The sequence below is a fragment of the Fluviicoccus sp. genome, from assembly GCF_030646115.1.
GTDB lineage: Bacteria > Pseudomonadota > Gammaproteobacteria > Pseudomonadales > Moraxellaceae > Fluviicoccus.
The window spans coordinates 108,633-125,525 of the sequence record NZ_JAUSMX010000009.1 but is presented as its reverse complement, the minus strand read 5'-3'; the positions used below and the strand labels follow the sequence as shown (position 1 = coordinate 125,525).

Annotated in this window: 19 protein-coding genes and 1 pseudogene; 18 read left to right on the top strand and 2 right to left on the bottom strand. The window is 60.3% G+C overall.

Going from position 1 to position 16,893, the window contains the following annotated elements:
- Window positions 1-2: 2 nt before the first annotated feature.
- The 15 genes and pseudogenes from Q7T36_RS06340 (at window position 3) to tatC (ending at window position 12,594) form a co-directional block, all read left to right on the top strand.
- Window positions 3-806, top strand: coding sequence for an SPOR domain-containing protein (locus Q7T36_RS06340; protein WP_304845314.1), 804 nt, complete (start codon window positions 3-5; stop codon window positions 804-806).
- 59 nt (window positions 807-865) lie between these two features.
- Window positions 866-1,390 carry an ATP-dependent protease subunit HslV gene (gene hslV / locus Q7T36_RS06335; RefSeq protein WP_304845311.1) on the top strand — a complete coding sequence of 175 codons (525 nt, stop codon included), beginning with the start codon at window positions 866-868 and terminating at the stop codon, window positions 1,388-1,390.
- A gap of 10 nt (window positions 1,391-1,400) precedes the next feature.
- Window positions 1,401-2,750 (top strand): ATP-dependent protease ATPase subunit HslU, encoded by a 1,350-nt coding sequence (hslU, locus tag Q7T36_RS06330; RefSeq protein WP_304845309.1) that lies wholly within the window; start codon window positions 1,401-1,403, stop codon window positions 2,748-2,750.
- A 123-nt stretch (window positions 2,751-2,873) separates the two neighbouring features.
- Entirely contained in the window at window positions 2,874-3,398 is a 525-nt protein-coding gene (locus tag Q7T36_RS06325) for a hypothetical protein (RefSeq protein WP_304845307.1), read from the top strand.
- Between the two features lie 140 nt (window positions 3,399-3,538).
- Window positions 3,539-3,799, top strand: a complete 261-nt coding sequence (locus Q7T36_RS06320) for a hypothetical protein (protein WP_304845305.1) — start codon at window positions 3,539-3,541, stop codon at window positions 3,797-3,799.
- A gap of 129 nt (window positions 3,800-3,928) precedes the next feature.
- Window positions 3,929-4,696, top strand: coding sequence for a hypothetical protein (locus Q7T36_RS06315; RefSeq protein WP_304845303.1), 768 nt, complete (start codon window positions 3,929-3,931; stop codon window positions 4,694-4,696).
- A 55-nt stretch (window positions 4,697-4,751) separates the two neighbouring features.
- A pseudogene (gene ubiE, locus Q7T36_RS06310) lies at window positions 4,752-5,552 on the top strand (bifunctional demethylmenaquinone methyltransferase/2-methoxy-6-polyprenyl-1,4-benzoquinol methylase UbiE); the annotation flags it as partial.
- Window positions 5,552-6,220, top strand: a complete 669-nt coding sequence (locus tag Q7T36_RS06305) for an SCP2 domain-containing protein (RefSeq protein ID WP_304845301.1) — start codon at window positions 5,552-5,554, stop codon at window positions 6,218-6,220. The pseudogene ubiE and the gene Q7T36_RS06305, both read left to right, overlap by 1 nt.
- Window positions 6,220-7,860: an AarF/ABC1/UbiB kinase family protein gene (locus Q7T36_RS06300; RefSeq protein ID WP_304845299.1), complete on the top strand. Its 1,641-nt coding sequence runs from the start codon at window positions 6,220-6,222 to the stop codon at window positions 7,858-7,860. The genes Q7T36_RS06305 and Q7T36_RS06300 overlap by 1 nt, the downstream gene beginning before the upstream one ends.
- 335 nt (window positions 7,861-8,195) lie before the next feature.
- Window positions 8,196-10,298: an ATP-binding protein gene (locus tag Q7T36_RS06295; protein WP_304845295.1), complete on the top strand. Its 2,103-nt coding sequence runs from the start codon at window positions 8,196-8,198 to the stop codon at window positions 10,296-10,298.
- Between the two features lie 102 nt (window positions 10,299-10,400).
- Window positions 10,401-10,802 carry a phosphoribosyl-AMP cyclohydrolase gene (gene hisI, locus Q7T36_RS06290; protein ID WP_304845292.1) on the top strand — a complete coding sequence of 134 codons (402 nt, stop codon included), beginning with the start codon at window positions 10,401-10,403 and terminating at the stop codon, window positions 10,800-10,802.
- Window positions 10,792-11,136, top strand: a complete 345-nt coding sequence (locus Q7T36_RS06285) for a phosphoribosyl-ATP diphosphatase (protein ID WP_304845289.1) — start codon at window positions 10,792-10,794, stop codon at window positions 11,134-11,136. Before hisI ends, Q7T36_RS06285 begins: the two co-directional genes overlap by 11 nt.
- Before the next feature lie 8 nt (window positions 11,137-11,144).
- On the top strand, window positions 11,145-11,402 hold the full coding sequence (tatA, locus tag Q7T36_RS06280) for a Sec-independent protein translocase subunit TatA (RefSeq protein WP_304845286.1): 258 nt from the start codon (window positions 11,145-11,147) through the stop codon (window positions 11,400-11,402).
- On the top strand, window positions 11,402-11,848 hold the full coding sequence (tatB, locus tag Q7T36_RS06275) for a Sec-independent protein translocase protein TatB (RefSeq protein WP_304845282.1): 447 nt from the start codon (window positions 11,402-11,404) through the stop codon (window positions 11,846-11,848). Before tatA ends, tatB begins: the two co-directional genes overlap by 1 nt.
- The gene (tatC, locus tag Q7T36_RS06270; RefSeq protein WP_304845279.1) at window positions 11,845-12,594 is read left to right on the top strand and encodes a twin-arginine translocase subunit TatC; all 750 of its coding nucleotides are present in this window, start codon (window positions 11,845-11,847) and stop codon (window positions 12,592-12,594) included. Before tatB ends, tatC begins: the two co-directional genes overlap by 4 nt.
- Here the strand turns inward: tatC and dtd are convergent.
- Together dtd and pip are read right to left on the bottom strand one after the other, a co-directional pair.
- Complete coding sequence (gene dtd / locus Q7T36_RS06265; RefSeq protein WP_304845276.1) at window positions 12,591-13,028, bottom strand: D-aminoacyl-tRNA deacylase; 438 nt, start codon at window positions 13,026-13,028, stop codon at window positions 12,591-12,593. The two genes, tatC and dtd, sit on opposite strands and share 4 nt — an antisense overlap.
- The gene (pip, locus tag Q7T36_RS06260) at window positions 13,028-13,978 is read right to left on the bottom strand and encodes a prolyl aminopeptidase (RefSeq protein WP_304845273.1); all 951 of its coding nucleotides are present in this window, start codon (window positions 13,976-13,978) and stop codon (window positions 13,028-13,030) included. The genes dtd and pip overlap by 1 nt, the downstream gene beginning before the upstream one ends.
- 106 nt (window positions 13,979-14,084) lie before the next feature.
- Here pip and Q7T36_RS06255 point away from each other — a divergent pair, with 106 nt between their 5' ends.
- From Q7T36_RS06255 to Q7T36_RS06245, 3 genes are read left to right on the top strand one after another with little or no spacing between them, the layout of a single operon-like run.
- Window positions 14,085-14,900 carry a sulfurtransferase gene (locus Q7T36_RS06255; protein ID WP_304845269.1) on the top strand — a complete coding sequence of 272 codons (816 nt, stop codon included), beginning with the start codon at window positions 14,085-14,087 and terminating at the stop codon, window positions 14,898-14,900.
- A 39-nt stretch (window positions 14,901-14,939) separates the two neighbouring features.
- A complete protein-coding gene (asd, locus tag Q7T36_RS06250) occupies window positions 14,940-15,806 on the top strand; it encodes an archaetidylserine decarboxylase (protein WP_370690082.1) in 867 nt (288 codons plus the stop codon).
- Between the two features lies 1 nt (window position 15,807).
- A complete protein-coding gene (locus Q7T36_RS06245) occupies window positions 15,808-16,692 on the top strand; it encodes a LysR family transcriptional regulator (RefSeq protein ID WP_304845264.1) in 885 nt (294 codons plus the stop codon).
- Window positions 16,693-16,893: the final 201 nt, after the last annotated feature.

Below are 16,893 nucleotides of genomic sequence, written 5' to 3'. Positions count from 1 at the left end.
ACGTGTTCAAGTACGGCAAGAAGAAACCGCAGGGCGCCACCCGTAATACCGGACGGACCGCAGCACAGGGGCCCTCCCCTCTGCCCGGCTGGCTGCTGGTCGGGCTGGGCATGGGCATTGGTTTGTTCATTGCCTTCATGCTGTTCCTGTGGAAGCCCTGGCAGCCGGTAAAACGGGCAGCGGCCCCGGCCGCGACCGAAACCCCGGATACCCCTCCCGTCGCCAAGGACACGGGTGAGCCTCGCTTTGACTTCTATCGCCTGCTGCCCAGCCAGAAGGTGGTCAGCGAAGAGCCTGCTGAACAACCCGCCGCGCCCTCAACTGTAACCACCAAGCCCACGGCGGATAAACCGGTGAGCTCACCCGCCGCTCCTGTAACGGCCAAACCCGCCCCACGCTCGGACGACGACCGGCAGGACGCCGACCGCAAACGCGCCGAGGCCATCCTCGACGGCCAGAAACAGACAGTCGTTGAAAAACCGAAAGCGGCGGTTCCCTCCAAGGAAAAAGACAAAACCAAGGAAAAGGCTGCTCCGGAACCCAAGGAAAAGGAAAAAGACACCGACAACAGCAAATTCACCCTTCAGGCTGGCTCCTTCAAAAGCCAGGCCGAAGCAGAGCGCCGCAAGGCCAAGGTCGCCCTGCAGGGCTTGCCTGCCCGCGTGCAACAAGTCAAGGTCAAGGAAGGCGAGGTCTGGTTCCGGGTCATTGTCGGGCCGTTCAAGGGCAAGGAGTCTACGGGCAAGGCCCAGGGTGCATTGCGCGGTGACGGCATTGACAGCCTGATGATCAAGGACAAAAAGTAACGGTTGAAATCCCCGGCGGCCCGCCCCATTACAATCGGGTCACCTCAAGGATTTCTTTCATGACCACCATCGTATGTGTGCGCCGCGGCAACAGTGTTGCGCTGGGCGGCGACGGACAAGTCTCGCTGGGCAACACCATCATTAAGGGCACCGCCCGTAAGGTGCGCCGCCTCTACCACAATCAGGTCATTGCCGGTTTCGCCGGCGGCACGGCCGACGCCTTCACCCTCTTTGACCACTTTGAATCCAAGCTGGAAAAACACGGCGGCCAACTGATCCGCGCCGCCGTCGAACTGGCGAAGGACTGGCGCACCGACCGCACCCTGCGCCGCCTGGAAGCCATGCTGATTGTCGCCGACAAGACGGCCGCCTTCATCATTACCGGCTCCGGCGACGTACTGGAACCTGAACACGGCGTGCTGGCCATCGGCTCCGGCGGCAACTATGCCCAAGCCGCCGCCCGCGCCCTCAGCGACAACACTGATCTGGATGCCGAAACCATTGTCCGCAAAAGCCTGGCCATTGCCGGCGACATCTGCGTGTACAGCAACCAGAACCACATCGTTGAAGTGATCCAGTACTGAGGAAGCCGCCATGAGCACCATGACTCCCCGTGAAATCGTCCACGAACTGGATCGTCACATTGTCGGCCAGAACGCCGCCAAGCGCGCCGTCGCCCTCGCCCTGCGCAACCGCTGGCGGCGCATGCAGTTGCCGGAAGAGCAGCGCCATGAGGTCACGCCCAAGAATATCCTGATGATCGGCCCCACCGGTGTCGGCAAGACCGAGATCGCCCGGCGGCTGGCGCGGCTGGCCAATGCCCCGTTCCTCAAGGTCGAAGCCACCAAGTTTACCGAAGTCGGCTACGTGGGCCGCGATGTCGAGACCATCATCCGGGATCTGGTGGACGTGGCGCTGAAAGACGCCCGTCTGGCGGCGATGCAGAAAGTGGACTATCGCGCCCAGGAAGCCACCGAAGAACGTATTCTTGACGCCTTGCTGCGCCCGGCCCGCACTTCGGACTGGGAACATGAACATCCTCCGGAAAAAAGTGACTCCGCCACCCGCGCCGTATTCCGCCGCAAGTTGAAGGCTGGCGAACTGAACGATCGCGAAATCGAGATCGAGCTCAGCAACGCCCCGATGGGCGTGGACATCATGGCCCCGCCCGGCATGGAAGACATGGCCGGACAGCTGTCCAAGATGTTCAGTTCCATGAACCGTGAACGCACCACCAGCAAGCGCATCAAGATCGGCGACGCCCTGAAGCGCATTCAGGAAGAAGAAGCGGCCAAGTTATTGAATGAAGAAGATGTCAAAGCGGCCGCCCTCACGGCGGTCGAGCAGAACGGCATAGTCTTCCTCGATGAAATCGACAAGGTGTGCCGTCGCGGGGAAACCCATGGCGCCGATGTCTCCCGTGAGGGCGTGCAACGCGATTTGCTGCCTTTGATTGAAGGCTGCACGGTCAATACCAAGCACGGCATGGTCAAGACCGACCATATCCTGTTCATTGCCTCGGGGGCCTTTCATCTGGCCAAACCGTCCGACCTGATTCCGGAATTGCAGGGCCGTCTGCCAATCCGGGTTGAGTTGAACGCGCTGACACCATCGGACTTCGAGCGCATCCTCACCGAACCGCACTTTTCACTGACTGAACAATATCAGGCGCTGCTGGCCACCGAAGGGCTGAACATTCACTTTACGCCGGAAGCGGTGAAGCGGATGGCGGAAGTGGCCTGTGAAATCAATGAGCGCACCGAAAATATAGGGGCACGGCGCTTACATACGGTACTGGAGCGGCTGCTGGAAGACATTTCCTTTACGGCCGGTGATCTGGCCGCCGAGCGCCATGGCGAGGTGCTGGAGATTACCGCCGGGGATGTGGACCGCCATTTGGGCTATCTGGTGCAGAATGAGGATTTGAGCCGGTTCATTCTTTAAACAGCTCCAGGCCGGGCATCCCGTATGCCCGGCAATGCGCAGCAATTTTTCATTTTTTTCTTGATTTCATTTACAAAATAACAATAATTCCGCGTTCCAAAATCCAAAATACCAGGACCTCTCATGAAAGGAAAAATCATTGCCATCGCGGCAGCTATCGCCATTACCACATTTTCCGGCTGCGCCTCCATTGTTTCTCACAGCAACTGGCCGGTCACCATAGCCACCTCGCCGGATGGAGCCGCCTTTACGGTTACCAACCAGAAGACCGGACAGAAAATCTCCAATGGCGTGACCCCCACGACCATTACCCTGCCCTCTTCGAACGGATTCTTCTCGGCGGCCAGTTACCTGATCCAGTTCCAGAAGGATGGCTATGACTCCCAGTCCTTTACGCTCCAAGCCGGAATGAACGGCTGGTACGTCGGCAACATCGTGTTTGGCGGCCTGATCGGCTGGCTGATTGTCGACCCGGCCACCGGCGCCATGTGGAAGCTGCAGCCCGGTGTCAACCTGACGCTGACGGCCAAGACAGCCGCATTGCGTATCGATGCACCTTCCGCTGACGGCAAGACCCGTGAGTTGCTGGTTGTGACCCGCGACCAGGTTCCGGCTGACCTCGCCGACAACCTGATCCGGATCAACTGATTCCGGTTGCGCCTGGCGGCCATGTCCGTCGGGCGCACCTTTCAATCCCCTTACAATTGTTTCCAAACTTGACGCACGCTGCTTTACCCCCTCCTTGTTAGCTACAATTCAAATGTATCCACACGCAGAATAGACATAACATGACACACAAATTCACCGTCACCCCCAAGGATGATCTTCCCGCCACCCTGAAACGGGTAGAAACCACCATCACCACCAAGGGCGGCCAGTTTTCCGGCAACACGGACAGCGGCAACTTCGCCGGAGTGACACCCGTCGGCATGGTCAAGGGTAAGTATGTCGTACTTAACGGCACGGAAATCGAGATCACCATAACCGACAAGCCTTTTGTCGCGCCAAAATCCATCATCGAAAACAAGATCCGCGATTATTTCAGCTGATCACCCTATTGCGGTGACTGCGGAACCAGCCGCCACCGCATCGCTTACCGTTCTGGTACTGTCGTAACAATTCACGACAGGCTACAATCTTGACCCACTGTGTTTTTCCCCATTGTCCGGGAGTCTGGAATGCAAGCGACAAGTCCCCTCGACTCTGCTGTTATCGAATCCCCTGCAGGCATGCCCATGAACCGTGAAGATATTAAAAGTACCGGCGACCTGATGCGTTATGAACTGGCACGCTTCCGGTCCTGGCGTTCTCATCAGGACCCGCAATTCCACGAGTGGTTTGTGGCTGTGCAGCTTTGGCAGGTGGAGCGCCTGAAGCGCACCCACGCCGCCCTGCTGGATGACGAGCGTTTTCAGGCAGCCACCCGCTTTTTTCTCAGCGACATGTATGGTGGCCTGGACCTGACAGAACTGGCCAACGAAATCGAGCGCGCCCTGCCCATCGCCACCCGCCTGCTGCCGGATTCGGTCATGCGCACCAGCGTGGTTGCCCTGGAACTGAACGCCATCACCGGTGAGCTGGATGAAGCGGTCGCCACCTTGCTGTTCGAGAAAATGGGTGTTACCGAGATCAACGATGACGTCATGGCGGAGGCTTACCGCCTGGCGGGCAGTCGCGAAATGCGCGAACGCCAGATCGCCCTGCTGCGCGAGCTAAGCACCGGACTCGACAAGTACGTGCGCTCGCGCGTCATTTACGCCACCTTCAAGATTGCCAACAAGCCCGCACACATGGCCGGTCTTGGCGCGCTCTATGACTTCCTCGGCCGTGGCTTCTCGGTGATGCGCCCCATGGGTTCCGCCCAGGAATTCCTGGATCTGTTCCTGAACCAGGAGCAGGCCATCATGGACCGCATCTACGCCAATCACCCGCACCCCTTCGACTGACCTCCGGGGCGTTGCAGCGCCCTGCTTCAGCGGCTTTCCGTCTTGCGTCCGCGCCACGGAAAGCCCACAATCAGGCCCTCTCCGTCTCCTCCCGGATGCAGGCATGACCACACCGCACGACAACGACACCACCCACTTCGGCTACAAGACCGTCCGCACCGCAGAAAAAGCCGAAAAAGTGGCCGAAGTCTTCCACTCCGTTGCCGCCAAATACGACCTGATGAACGACCTGATGTCCTTCGGCATCCATCGTCTCTGGAAGCGTTTTACCATCACGTTGTCCGGCGTACGCCGTGGAATGCAGGTGCTGGACATTGCCGGCGGAACCGGCGACCTGGCCCGCGCCTTTGCCCGTGAAACCGGTCCCTCCGGCCGGGTGGTGCTGGCCGACATTAACGCTTCCATGCTCAACGTCGGGCGTGACAAGCTGCTCGACAACGGTTTCAGCGGCGTGGAATACGTGCAGGCCAACGCCGAATGCCTGCCCTTCGCCGACAATACCTTTGATGTCATCACCATCGCCTTCGGCCTGCGCAATGTCACCGACAAGGATGCCGCCCTGCGCTCCATGTACCGCGTCCTGAAACCGGGCGGTCGGCTGCTGGTGCTGGAATTTTCCAAACCGCTCTACGGCCCCTTGTCCAAGCTGTATGACGCCTACTCCTTCAGCCTGCTACCCGCCATGGGCCAACTGGTCACCCAGGATGCCGAGAGCTATCGCTATCTGGCGGAATCCATCCGCATGCACCCTGACCAGGAAACCCTGAAGGGCATGATGGCCGCCGCCGGCTTCGTCAACTGCGACTACCACAACCTGACCGGCGGCATCGTCGCCCTGCACCGGGGATTCAAATAATGCTGCTGCCCGTTGCGCTGGCCGTCGCCGGACTGGAAGACCTCGTCAACCGCGCGCTCGACCTCGATCCGGGCAGCCGTATGCGCCTCAACGCCCTGCTTGGCCGCAGCGTGCTGGTGAAAGTGTTGTTTCCACCGCTGGACATCCTGATCTACCTCGATCAGGACAAGGTGCGTCTGACCCCGGTTGAGGCGCAGGAAACGCCCAGCGCCAATACCACCGTCTCCGCTTCCAGTTTTGCCTTGATCCGTCAACTGCTGAAGGTCAATGAACCCTTCTCCGTCGGCGAACTGCAAATCAGCGGCGACACTGCCCTGCTGCAGGAATTGCACGCCATTGCCCGCGACCTCGACATTGACTGGGAGTCCGCGTTGAGCCAGTTGGTGGGAGATGCCGCCGCCCACCAGATCGGCGAAGGCCTGCGCGGTTTCTTCCGTTTTGCCAAACAAGCCGCCTCCGACATCTTCAAGAACTCCACGACTTACCTGCGTGAAAGCGGCCAGTGGTTCCCGCCGCGCTGGCAGGTGGACGACTATGTCGAGGAAGTCCAGGAGCTGCGTTCAGATATCGAGCGCTTCGAGGCCCGGTTGCTGGGCCTGAAGAAACGCTTCGATCAAGCTGAAACACCCGTTTCCCCAGACACCGCCGAATCCGGAGGCCGTTCCTGATGCTGGCCCACTTGCCCCGCCTGCTGGTCCTCTGGCGCATCATCGCCGGTTATCGCCTCGACACCCTGATTCCCGCCGATGCCCCCATTCCTTTGGGTGTGCGCCTGGTGCTGTTGCTGGTGCGGCTGCACCCGGCCTGGTGGTCCGCCACCCCGATGCTGGGCACTTACGATGACGGAGAGCGCCTGCGCAAGGCCCTGGAAGAGATGGGGCCGCTATTCATCAAGCTCGGACAACTGCTATCTACCCGCCGCGACCTGCTGCCGCCCGGCCTGCTCGACGAACTCAGCAAGCTTCAGGACCGCGTTCCGCCTTTCCCTTCCGAAACCGCCAAGCTGATCGTGGAACGCGAACTCGGCGGTCCGGTGGAGCAGTTTTTCAGCCGGTTTGACGAAACGCCGTTGGCTGCCGCCTCCATAGCTCAGGTGCATACCGCTTGCCGCCTTGATGGCCGGGAGGTAGTGGTGAAGGTGGTGCGGCCGGGTATTGAAACCGCCATCCGTGAGGACTTCGGCTTTCTCAAGGCTGCCGCCGAATGGCTGGAAGCCCGCTCCCCCGCCATGGCCGCGTTCCACGCCTGGCGCATCGTCTGCGACTACGAACAGGTGCTGCTGGGTGAACTGGACTTGTTGCAGGAAGCAGTGAACACCACCCGCATGCGCAACAACTTCCCCGGCTCGGCGCTGATCTACGTGCCGGAAGTGCATCACGACCTCTGCACGCACCTGGTGATGGTGGAGGAACGCATTTACGGCGTCCCGGTGTCCGACCACGCCACCTTCGACCGGCTGGGCGTCAACCGCAAGGTACTGGCCGAAAAAGGCCTGACCGTGTTCTTCACCCAGGTTTTCAACCATAACTTCTTCCATGCCGACATGCACCCCGGCAACATCTTTGTCGAAACCACCGACCCGGCCAACCCGCGCTACATTGCGCTGGACTGCGCCATCATGGGCGAGCTCAGCGACAAGGACCACCTGACCGTGGCGCGGTTGATGATGGCGGTAATGCAGCACGACTTTAACCAGCTGATTGATGTCGCGCATCAGGCCGGATGGATTCCGCCTTCCACCGACATTCCCGCCCTGACCCGGGAAATCCGCCGGCTGCTGACGCCGATGCTGCAAAAGCGCATGGATCAGCTCGACTTTGCGCCCATCCTACTGGGCGTGCTGGACGTGGCCCGCCGCTACCATCTGGAAGTGCCACCGCAACTGGTGCTGCTGATGAAAACGCTGGTGCATGTCGAAGGCCTGGGCCGCGAACTGTATCCGTCACTGGATATCTGGACGCTGGGCAAGCCTTTGCTGGGCAGCTGGCTCACTGCGCGGATGAACCCCGCCGAAAGTATCAAATCGCTGATGAAACAGACGCCCGCCATGGTGCTGGGTTTGTCCGACCTGCCCGGTCTGGTCTGGGACAGTCTCAACAACCTGCGCAACAGCGCCTCCTGGCAGGAGCGGCAGTGGCGCGAATTGCAGCAACTGCAATACCGCATGGCCGCCGACCGTCGCCGGGACTGGCTGGCGCTCTCCGGCTTCGCGTTGGGGCTGGCAGGGGTACTCAACTCTTCCGGCATTTCCGCCTTCCTCTGCCTGCTGGTCATGGGCCTCGCGGTGACATGGCGGATCCTGGCTTAGGCCGCGTGTCCGTCGTTTGTATCCGCGTATCTGCAAGCCTCCCATTTCTTCAGAAGTCTGCGATATACTGCCCACTCACGAAGACAGGCCACCGGCTTACCCGCCGACCCGCCTGTCCACTGGCTCACGCCGCGATCCGGCCTGAACCCCGGCTTTTTTCCTACCCCGATGAAAAAGGAGTCCATCATGATTGCATGTCTGTTGATTGGCGTTACTTTCCGGCGCGGACAACACCGCTGACCCGGCAACGCCCTATAACCCTGGATCACTTGTCCTGCCGACTCTACGGACCGGCCGATAACTTCCTGTTTTGCGTTTGACGCAAGGGTAGCATCATGAACGAATCTCCGATTATCGAGTCATCCCTGACTCCGGCTGCGACGTCGCCCCTGGAAACGCTGGCCCGGCAATGGATGCTGCGCATCCTGGTGCTGCAAAAGGGCTACCGGCACTTTGTCGGCGTCGACGGCTATGAAAACAACACCATCGCCCAATATCTGGGTCTGGAAACTTGCTTTGAGGGTGACGCGGCCTATTCGCCGAACGACGCCCTGGTGCGTCTGCGCACTTTGCACACGGCGCTGGAAAGCCACGGCGAGATTACGTTGCCGCCAACGCTGCAACGCAATCTCGACCAGCTCACCACGCTGCTGGGGCTGACCCCGATTGACCAGCGTATTCTGGCCTTCGCGGTCGTGCTGCACTCGCACCGCCTGCTGGACGACACCGCCGACTACCTGGGACCGCAGAACAGCTACGACCTCTACGCCAGCATGGGCGCTATCCTCGGGCTGGATGAAACCGCTGTCCGCCAGGCGCTGAGCAACAACGGCGTCATGGCGCGCGCGGGCCTGCTCAGCGTCGACCGCAACGGCATGATGTGCCTGCGCGGCAAGCTGGACCTGCTCTCCGGTGAGTTTGCCGAACAAATGCTGCACCAGGAGGTCGACGATCCGGCACACCTGCTGCGCGGCACCGTCAACCCGTCCCACCAGCCGACACTGGCGCTGAGCGACTTTGCCCATGTGCAGAAGGCGCTGTCCGTGTTGCGGCCCTACCTGTCGCGTGCGGTGGCGGAGCGCAAAACCGGCGTCAACATCTTCATCCATGGCGAACCCGGCACCGGCAAGAGTGAGCTGGCGCGGGTGTTGGCCAAGGAGCAGGGACACGAGCTGTATGAAGTGGCCAGCGAAGATGACGAAGGCGATCCCGTTAATGGCGAACGGCGTTTGCGTTCCTACCGCGCCGCCCAGAACTTCTTCGCCCACCGGCAGATCTTCCTGCTGTTTGACGAAGTGGAAGACGTGTTCAACGACGGCAACGACCTGTTCGGTCAGAAAAGCACCGCCCAGACCCGCAAGGCCTGGATGAACCGCATGCTGGAAGAAAACCCGGTGCCCGCCATCTGGCTGTCGAATGAAGTCAGCGGACTGGACCCGGCCTTCATCCGCCGCTTCGACATGGTCATTGAGCTGACCGTGCCGCCGCGCAGCCAGCGGGCGCATATCATACGCACCGCCTGCGGCGATCTGTTGGCGGAACGAGAGGTGGAACGGCTGGCGCAGTCGGAAAACCTGACGCCCGCCGTCATCCAGCGCGCCGCGAGGGTCATCCGCACCGTGCATGACACCCTGCCCGGCCAGCAGGTGGCCGGCACCATCACTGACCTGGTCAACCAGACGCTGGAAGCCCAGGGACACCGCCGCATCCGCGGGCCGGAGTCTGATCCGCGTCCGGATTACTATGATCCGGCCTTCGTCAATTGTGATGGCGACCTGTCGGTATTGGCGGGTTCGCTGGCCGAGCACCGCCAGGGCACGCTGTGTTTCTATGGCCCGCCCGGCACCGGCAAGACCGCCTACGGCCGCTGGCTGGCGGACAAGCTGGACATGCCGCTGCTGGTGAAACGCGCCTCCGACCTGCTGGGAGCCTATGTCGGCGAAAACGAAAAACACATCGCGAACGCCTTTCGGGAAGCCGAGCAGGAAAACGCGGTGTTGCTGCTGGATGAAGTCGACAGTTTCCTGCAGGACCGCCGTCAGGCCCGCCAGTCGTGGGAAGTGACGCTGGTCAACGAAATGCTGACGCAGATGGAAACCTTCCATGGCATCTTCATTGCGTCGACCAACCGGCTGGACGGACTGGACCAGGCCACGCTGCGCCGCTTCGACCTGAAAATGAAGTTTGGTTACCTGAAACCGGTGCAGGCGTGGGAATTGTTCGGACGTTTCTGCGCCAGCCTGTCGCTGGCCACTCCGGAAGAGAACTTGCGTTCGAACCTGGAACGCCTGACGGTACTGACGCCCGGCGACTTCGCCACGTTGCGCCGCCAGCACCGCTTGCGGCCGCTGGTTTCCCCGTTGCAGGTGCTGGAGCGCTTGATGGAAGAGTGTGCGCTGAAGGAGGACAGCCGGCAGCGTCGCATCGGCTTCCTCTAACCGCTCCCTCACGGGGCAAGGGACGTGTCACAAAGTCCCCTGCCCCGCCCCACCCTCAAAATGCTATAGTCTCCCCCCTGACAACAGCCCCAGCCCGAACTCATGAACTGGTTAGACTCCGTCAAATTCGATGAAAAAGGCCTTATTCCCGCCATCGCCCAGGATGCCGAAACCGGCCGGGTGCTGATGGTGGCCTGGATGAACCGCGAAGCGCTGGCGCTGACAGCCGAACGCCAGGAAGGCGTGTACTGGTCCCGCTCCCGCAACAAGCTGTGGCACAAGGGCGAGGAGTCCGGCCACATCCAGAAGGTGAAGGAAATCCGCCTTGATTGCGACAGCGATGTCATCATCCTGCAAATTGAACAAGTGGGCGGTATTGCCTGCCACACCGGCCGCGAATCCTGCTTCTACCGACGTCTTGACGAACAGGGCCGCTGGCAGGTTGTTGACGATGTCCTGAAGGATCCGCACGCCATCTACGAGAATCCCAAGCATGACCACTAACGACGTGATGGCCGAACTGGGCCGCCTGCTGGCCGAACGCAAGAACGCCACACCCGAGTCCTCCTATGTCTCCAGCCTCTATCACAAGGGCCTCGACAAAATCCTGAAAAAGGTCGGGGAGGAATGCACCGAAACCGTGATGGCGGCCAAGGATGCGCAGGTTGACGGAAAAACCGAACACCTGATTTATGAAACGGCCGATTTGTGGTTTCATACGCTTGTCATGCTTGGGCATTTCAATGTCCCGCCTGAAGCCGTGATTTCAGAACTGGCCCGTCGCTTGCATACCTCGGGACACGCCGAAAAAGCGGCCCGATCCACTACTGCGGAGTAAATTCCCCCATGTCCGGTCTGTCATTGCCCCACCTGCTGCTGCTGCTGGTCATCATCTTCCTGTTGTTCGGCACGTCCAAGTTGAAGAACATCGGCAAGGATCTGGGCGGCGCCATCAAGGGATTCAAGGAATCCATGAAGAATGAAGAGGACAAAGAGCCGCCAGCTCCCCAGCCCCCGCAACAACACATCAGCCAGAATGGCGGCAACACCATCAATGGCACCGCCACACCGGTTAACGACCCGCAAAAGAAAGATCCCAGCTGATGTTTGACGTCGGTTTCAGCGAACTGCTGCTGCTGGCCGTCGTGGCCCTGGTGGTGCTGGGGCCCGAGAAGCTGCCTCACGCCGCCCGCATGACCGGCGCCTGGATCGGCCGTATCCGGCGCATGGTGCTGGGCATTCAGGCCGAAATTGAACGGGAAGTATCCGCCCAGGAAATGCGCGACCGCATCAAGGCCGAAGTCGAGCGCCTGAAATCCACGGAAGTCTCAATCAACCAGGAACTGAACGGCATGGAAAACTCCATTCGCCAGACCCTCGTTGACGCCTCGGGCACTGTCGATGCCGCCCCGCCGGTCGCTGAACCGACCATCCCGGAAGAGGCCGTTCCCGCCCAGCCTGAACCAGCGGCGGCTTCGGCCCTGACGGCTGACACCCAACCGGCAACCGCTGCGGTTGCCCTACCCGAAAAGCACCCGATATCCCCATGAGCCAGGAACCCGAAAACCAGGACGAAATGCCGCTGGTCTCGCACCTGATAGAACTGCGGACGCGCATCATGCGTATCATGATGGCGCTGGGTATACTATTTTTTATACTGGTTCCCTTCCGCAACGACCTCTACAGCCTGCTGTCCACGCCGTTACGCACCCTGTTGCCTGTTGGCAGCAGCATGGTGGCCACCGATGTCACCTCATCGTTCATGGCTCCGTTCAAGCTGACGTTTTATGCCGCCTTCTTTCTGGGCATCCCGGTTGTCCTGCATCAGGTCTGGGCCTTCATTGCCCCGGCGTTGTACAAGCACGAAAAGAAGCTGGCCATTCCGATGTTGGCCTCCAGCGTCATTCTTTTCTATATCGGGGTCTCGTTTGCCTATTTCGTGACGCTGGGCCCGGTGCTGAAATTCTTTGTCAGTGTCGTGCCGGAGCACGTCAGCTTCATGACCGACATCAACAGTTATCTCGACTTCTGCCTGAAATTCTTCCTGGTATTCGGTTTTACCTTCGAGATTCCGGTGGTGGTGCTGTTGCTGGTCATGGCCGGGATCATCAGCACCGCCAGCCTGATTGAGAAGCGGCGTTATATCGTGGTGCTGTGCTTTGCCGTTGCGATGTTCATTACACCGCCGGATGCGATTTCCATGGCGGTGCTGGCGACCCTGATGTGGATGCTGTTTGAGGTTGGCGTGGTGTTTGGGCGTATTCTGGAAAACCGTCGCGAAGCCGCAGAGGACTAAGTTTCCAGCAGGAACGTCACCGGACCGTCATTCAGCAGCCGCACTTTCATGTCGGCGGCGAAAATGCCGGTCTGCACCACCGGGTGTTCAAGCCGGGCCTGCGTCACGAAATGCTCGTAGAGCGCCTTGGCCTGCCCGGGATCGGCGGCTGAGGAAAAGCTTGGGCGCAATCCCTTGTCGGTTTCCGCAGCCAGCGTGAACTGTGAAACCACCAGCAATCCACCGCCAATATCGCGCAGGCTGCGGTTCATCCTGCCTTCATCATCGGGAAACATCCGGTAGCTCAACACCCGATGCAACATCTTGTCTGCCTGCGGCTCGGAGTCTCCCCGCGCCACGCCCAGCAACAACAAAATGCCGCGACCGATTTCTCCACAGACCTGTCCGTCCACTATCACCGACGCTTCGCTCACCCTCTGAATCAATCCCCGCATCAGGCCAGCCTGCGGGCAAAGTCGTGGGTGGCCTTGACCAAGGCGTCGATGATGCCGGGCTCAGCAGCGGAATGCCCCGCATCACGAATGATGTGCAGCTCCCCGGCAGGCCAGGCCTTGTGCAAGGAGTAAGCATTGTCCAGCGGGCAAACCATGTCATAACGGCCATGGACAATGACGCCGGGAATGTCGCGGAGACGATCCGCCTTCGCCAGCAGGTCATTCGGCGGCAGGAAGATGCCGTTGACGAAGTAGTGGCACTCAATTCGGGCCAGCGCCAGCGCCGTGTGCGGATCGGCAAAATGCCCCACCACCGCCGGATTCGGCTTCAACGTGGAACACAGCCCTTCCCACACCGACCAAGCCTTGGCGGCTGCCATCTGCGCAATCTGGTCGTCACCGGTCAGCCGCCGGTAATAGGCCTGAATGTAATCCTGACGCTCCGCCTGGGGAATGACCTTTTCATAATCCTCCCAGGCATCGGGGAAGATGCGGCTGGCGCCTTCCTGGTAGAACCAGTGCAGGTCTTCCGGGCGGCAGAGGAAGATGCCGCGCAGGATCAGGCCGGTAACCTTCTCAGGAAAAGTTTCCGCATAAGCCAGCGCCAGCGTCGACCCCCAGGAGCCTCCGAACAATAGCCAGCTGTCGATTCCCAAAAAAGTGCGGATGGCCTCCATATCGGCCACCAGATTCGGGGTGGTGTTTCCGGCCAACTCCGCATGCGGTGTAGACTGCCCGGCCCCGCGCTGGTCAAACAGCACAATGCGGTAAACTTCGGGATCAAAGAAGCGGCGGTGCCAAGGTTGCGTGCCCGCGCCCGGCCCGCCATGCAGGAAAACCACGGGAATGCCCTGCGGATTGCCGCTCTCCTCGACATACAGGACATGCGGCTCTGCGACGGCCAGACGGTGCTGGGCATACGGCTGAATTTCGGGATACAGTCCAAGCATCTTGTTCTCCTCAGTATCCGTTTAGAGTAATGATTAAACCCGTTCCTGACAAATGCCCTCGCGGTGTTTACAATTCGCCTTTCGCCTCCCCCGCCGAGAACCTGTCATGAGTCGTCTTCCCCTGTTGCTGGAACCCCGGGAACTCGCCACCCGCCTCGCCGAACCCGGCCTGCTGATCGTCGATCTGTGCAAGGAATCGGTCTACCGGCAAGTGCATGTGCCCGGCGCAGTCTGGCTGAACGGCAAGGATCTAGTGCTGGGACAATTGCCCGCTCCCGGCAAACTGCCGTCCGTTGAACAACTGGAAGCGGTCTTCGGCAAGCTCGGCCTGGCACCGGATACCCATGTCGTAGTCTACGACGATGAAGGTGGCGGCTGGGCCGGGCGTTTCATCTGGACGCTGGACATGATCGGACATCGCCATTACTCCTATCTCAACGGCGGGCTGCATGCCTGGATGGCGGCAGGCCTGCCTACCGAAAATACCCCGAATCCCGGCCGCCCGCAGCCCGGACTGAAACTGGACATCCATCGCGAAGCCCAGGCAGATGCCGAGTACCTGCTGGCGCACCTCAATGACGGCAAGCATGCTTATTGGGACGCTCGCTCGCCCGATGAATACCACGGCACCCGCATCCTCGCCCAGCGCGGGGGTCACCTGCCCGGCGCCGTCAACTACGAGTGGACCCGCGCCATGAACCGCGAGGATTCGCTGCGACTCCGGGATATCGAAACCATTCGCGCCGAGCTGGCTGCGTTGGGAATCACGCCGGACAAGACTGTCGTCACCCACTGCCAGACCCACCATCGTTCCGGTTTTACCTACCTGGTGGGGCGCATTCTCGGCTTTCCCTCGCTCAAGGCCTATGACGGCTCCTGGAGCGAATGGGGCAACCGCGCCGACACCCCTATCGAACGTTAAGCCATCAACCCCGGCGACTTCTGACCGCCGGGAAACCCGATTTCATCCGAGCACACCATGTCCGACACCCTGTTTATCGTCCTGCAGCACCTGATCCCCCAGCACTTGCTGTCCCGTGGCACCGGCTGGCTGGCGGCTACCCGCATCAAGACCATCAAGAACACCTTCATCAGCCGCTTCGCCAAAGCCTACAATGTCAACATGGCTGAAGCTGCCGAGGAAAACCCGCTGGCTTACGAAAACTTCAACGCCTTCTTCACCCGCGCCCTGAAGCCCGGAGCCCGACCCATCGCCACCGGGGCAAAGACGGTGGCCTGCCCCGCCGACGGCGCCATCTCGCAGATCGGCGGGATTACGCAGGACCGCATCTTCCAGGCCAAGGGACACGACTACGGCGTTGCCGCCTTGCTGGGGGGCGACGACGAACGCGCCCGTCCTTTTCTCGGCGGGCATTTCGCCACGGTATATCTCTCCCCCAAGGACTATCACCGCGTGCACATGCCGTTTACCGGCCGTCTGCGGGAGATGATCTATGTGCCCGGCGACCTCTATTCGGTCAATGCCGCCACCGCCGGGAATGTTGACAACCTGTTCGCCCGCAACGAACGCCTGGTGTGCCTGTTTGACACGGCCGCCGGTCCCATGGCGGTGGTGCTGGTCGGGGCCATGATCGTCGCCGGTATTGCCACGGTCTGGGCGGGCGACATCAAGCCGCATGGTCGTCATGTCACCGTTTCCAGCTACCAGCATGAAAACATCACCCTGCAAAAAGGCGATGAACTGGGCCGCTTCTATCTGGGCTCCACCGCCATTGTCCTGTTCGGGCCGCAGGTGGTTGACTGGTCGAAAAACCTGGCCGCCGGTTCCTCCGTGCGCATGGGTGAAGCTTTCGGGCAATTGCGCTGATATGCGCATTACCCTGAAGCAGCTGGGAGTCTTTGTCGCCGTGGCCCGCTACGGCACGGTCACGCAGGCCGCCCGGGAACTCAACTTCACCCAGAGCGCGGCCAGCATGGCCCTGGCCGACCTGGAAACCCAGCTGACCAGCCAGCTTTTCGACCGCACCGGCAAACGCCTGCAATTGAATGATCTGGGACGGAAATTGCTGCCGGCTGCCATTACCACGCTGGCCCATGCCCAAAGTATTGAGGAAATCGCCCGCGGAAGGGATGATCAGATCGGCAGCCTGAAAATCGGCGCCAGCCTCACCATTGGCAACTACTCCATGCCTTCGCTGATTGCCGCCTTCATGGCTGAACACCCGCAAAGCCGGCTGACACTTGATATCGCCAACACCAGCCACATCATCACGGCGCTGGAAAAGTTCGAACTGGATATCGGTTTCATTGAGGGTTATTGCCATGCCCCGGAACTGGAAGTCATTCCCTGGCGGCATGATGAGCTGGTGGTTTTTGCAGCCCCGTCGCACCCCCTGGCGTCCAAAGCCTGCCTGACCGAGGCCGATCTTGATAATGCCTCCTGGATCCTGCGCGAACCGGGGTCAGGCACACGTGAAATCTTCGATAACGCCGTGCTGGGTCGGCTGCCGCATTTGCAGGTGCTGCTGGAACTGGGCCATACCGAAGCCATACAGCGCGTGGTGGCCAGCGGTCTGGGCATCGGCTGCGCCTCACGCCTGTCGCTGCAGGAAAGCCTGCTCAACGGCTCCCTTAAGATACTACCAACGCCGTTCTGGAATCTGAGCCGTCAGTTTTTTGTCCTGATCCACCGTCAGAAATACCGGACCTTCGGCCTGGAGCGATTCCTGACCCACTGCTTTCAGCCGGAATAGCTGCCCGAACCAAAGTCATTAGCCGACTTTTCAGCCGGTTTCATATCATATAATTGTCATGTAGACTTATAATTCCCGAACGTCAGTTGAAAATCGGGACTCCAAATCAAGCGGGCCTGTGGCGCAAAAGTTCAGCGTGATATGCCGCTGAATCTTATAGGGATCATGACGCTTTCTTAACATTGCCGCTGTCATAATACT

Coding starts and splice junctions, on each gene's coding strand:
- Q7T36_RS06300 (WP_304845299.1), top strand. CDS start 6,220: ATGCTGGCCCACTTGCCCCGCCTGCTGGTCCTCTGGCGCATCATCGCC.
- tatA (WP_304845286.1), top strand. CDS start 11,145: ATGTCCGGTCTGTCATTGCCCCACCTGCTGCTGCTGCTGGTCATCATC.
- hslV (WP_304845311.1), top strand. CDS start 866: ATGACCACCATCGTATGTGTGCGCCGCGGCAACAGTGTTGCGCTGGGC.
- Q7T36_RS06285 (WP_304845289.1), top strand. CDS start 10,792: ATGACCACTAACGACGTGATGGCCGAACTGGGCCGCCTGCTGGCCGAA.
- hslU (WP_304845309.1), top strand. CDS start 1,401: ATGAGCACCATGACTCCCCGTGAAATCGTCCACGAACTGGATCGTCAC.
- Q7T36_RS06320 (WP_304845305.1), top strand. CDS start 3,539: ATGACACACAAATTCACCGTCACCCCCAAGGATGATCTTCCCGCCACC.
- Q7T36_RS06295 (WP_304845295.1), top strand. CDS start 8,196: ATGAACGAATCTCCGATTATCGAGTCATCCCTGACTCCGGCTGCGACG.
- pip (WP_304845273.1), bottom strand. CDS start 13,978: ATGCTTGGACTGTATCCCGAAATTCAGCCGTATGCCCAGCACCGTCTG.
- Q7T36_RS06245 (WP_304845264.1), top strand. CDS start 15,808: ATGCGCATTACCCTGAAGCAGCTGGGAGTCTTTGTCGCCGTGGCCCGC.
- Q7T36_RS06255 (WP_304845269.1), top strand. CDS start 14,085: ATGAGTCGTCTTCCCCTGTTGCTGGAACCCCGGGAACTCGCCACCCGC.
- tatC (WP_304845279.1), top strand. CDS start 11,845: ATGAGCCAGGAACCCGAAAACCAGGACGAAATGCCGCTGGTCTCGCAC.
- tatB (WP_304845282.1), top strand. CDS start 11,402: ATGTTTGACGTCGGTTTCAGCGAACTGCTGCTGCTGGCCGTCGTGGCC.
- dtd (WP_304845276.1), bottom strand. CDS start 13,028: ATGCGGGGATTGATTCAGAGGGTGAGCGAAGCGTCGGTGATAGTGGAC.
- Q7T36_RS06305 (WP_304845301.1), top strand. CDS start 5,552: ATGCTGCTGCCCGTTGCGCTGGCCGTCGCCGGACTGGAAGACCTCGTC.
- hisI (WP_304845292.1), top strand. CDS start 10,401: ATGAACTGGTTAGACTCCGTCAAATTCGATGAAAAAGGCCTTATTCCC.
- Q7T36_RS06325 (WP_304845307.1), top strand. CDS start 2,874: ATGAAAGGAAAAATCATTGCCATCGCGGCAGCTATCGCCATTACCACA.
- Q7T36_RS06315 (WP_304845303.1), top strand. CDS start 3,929: ATGCAAGCGACAAGTCCCCTCGACTCTGCTGTTATCGAATCCCCTGCA.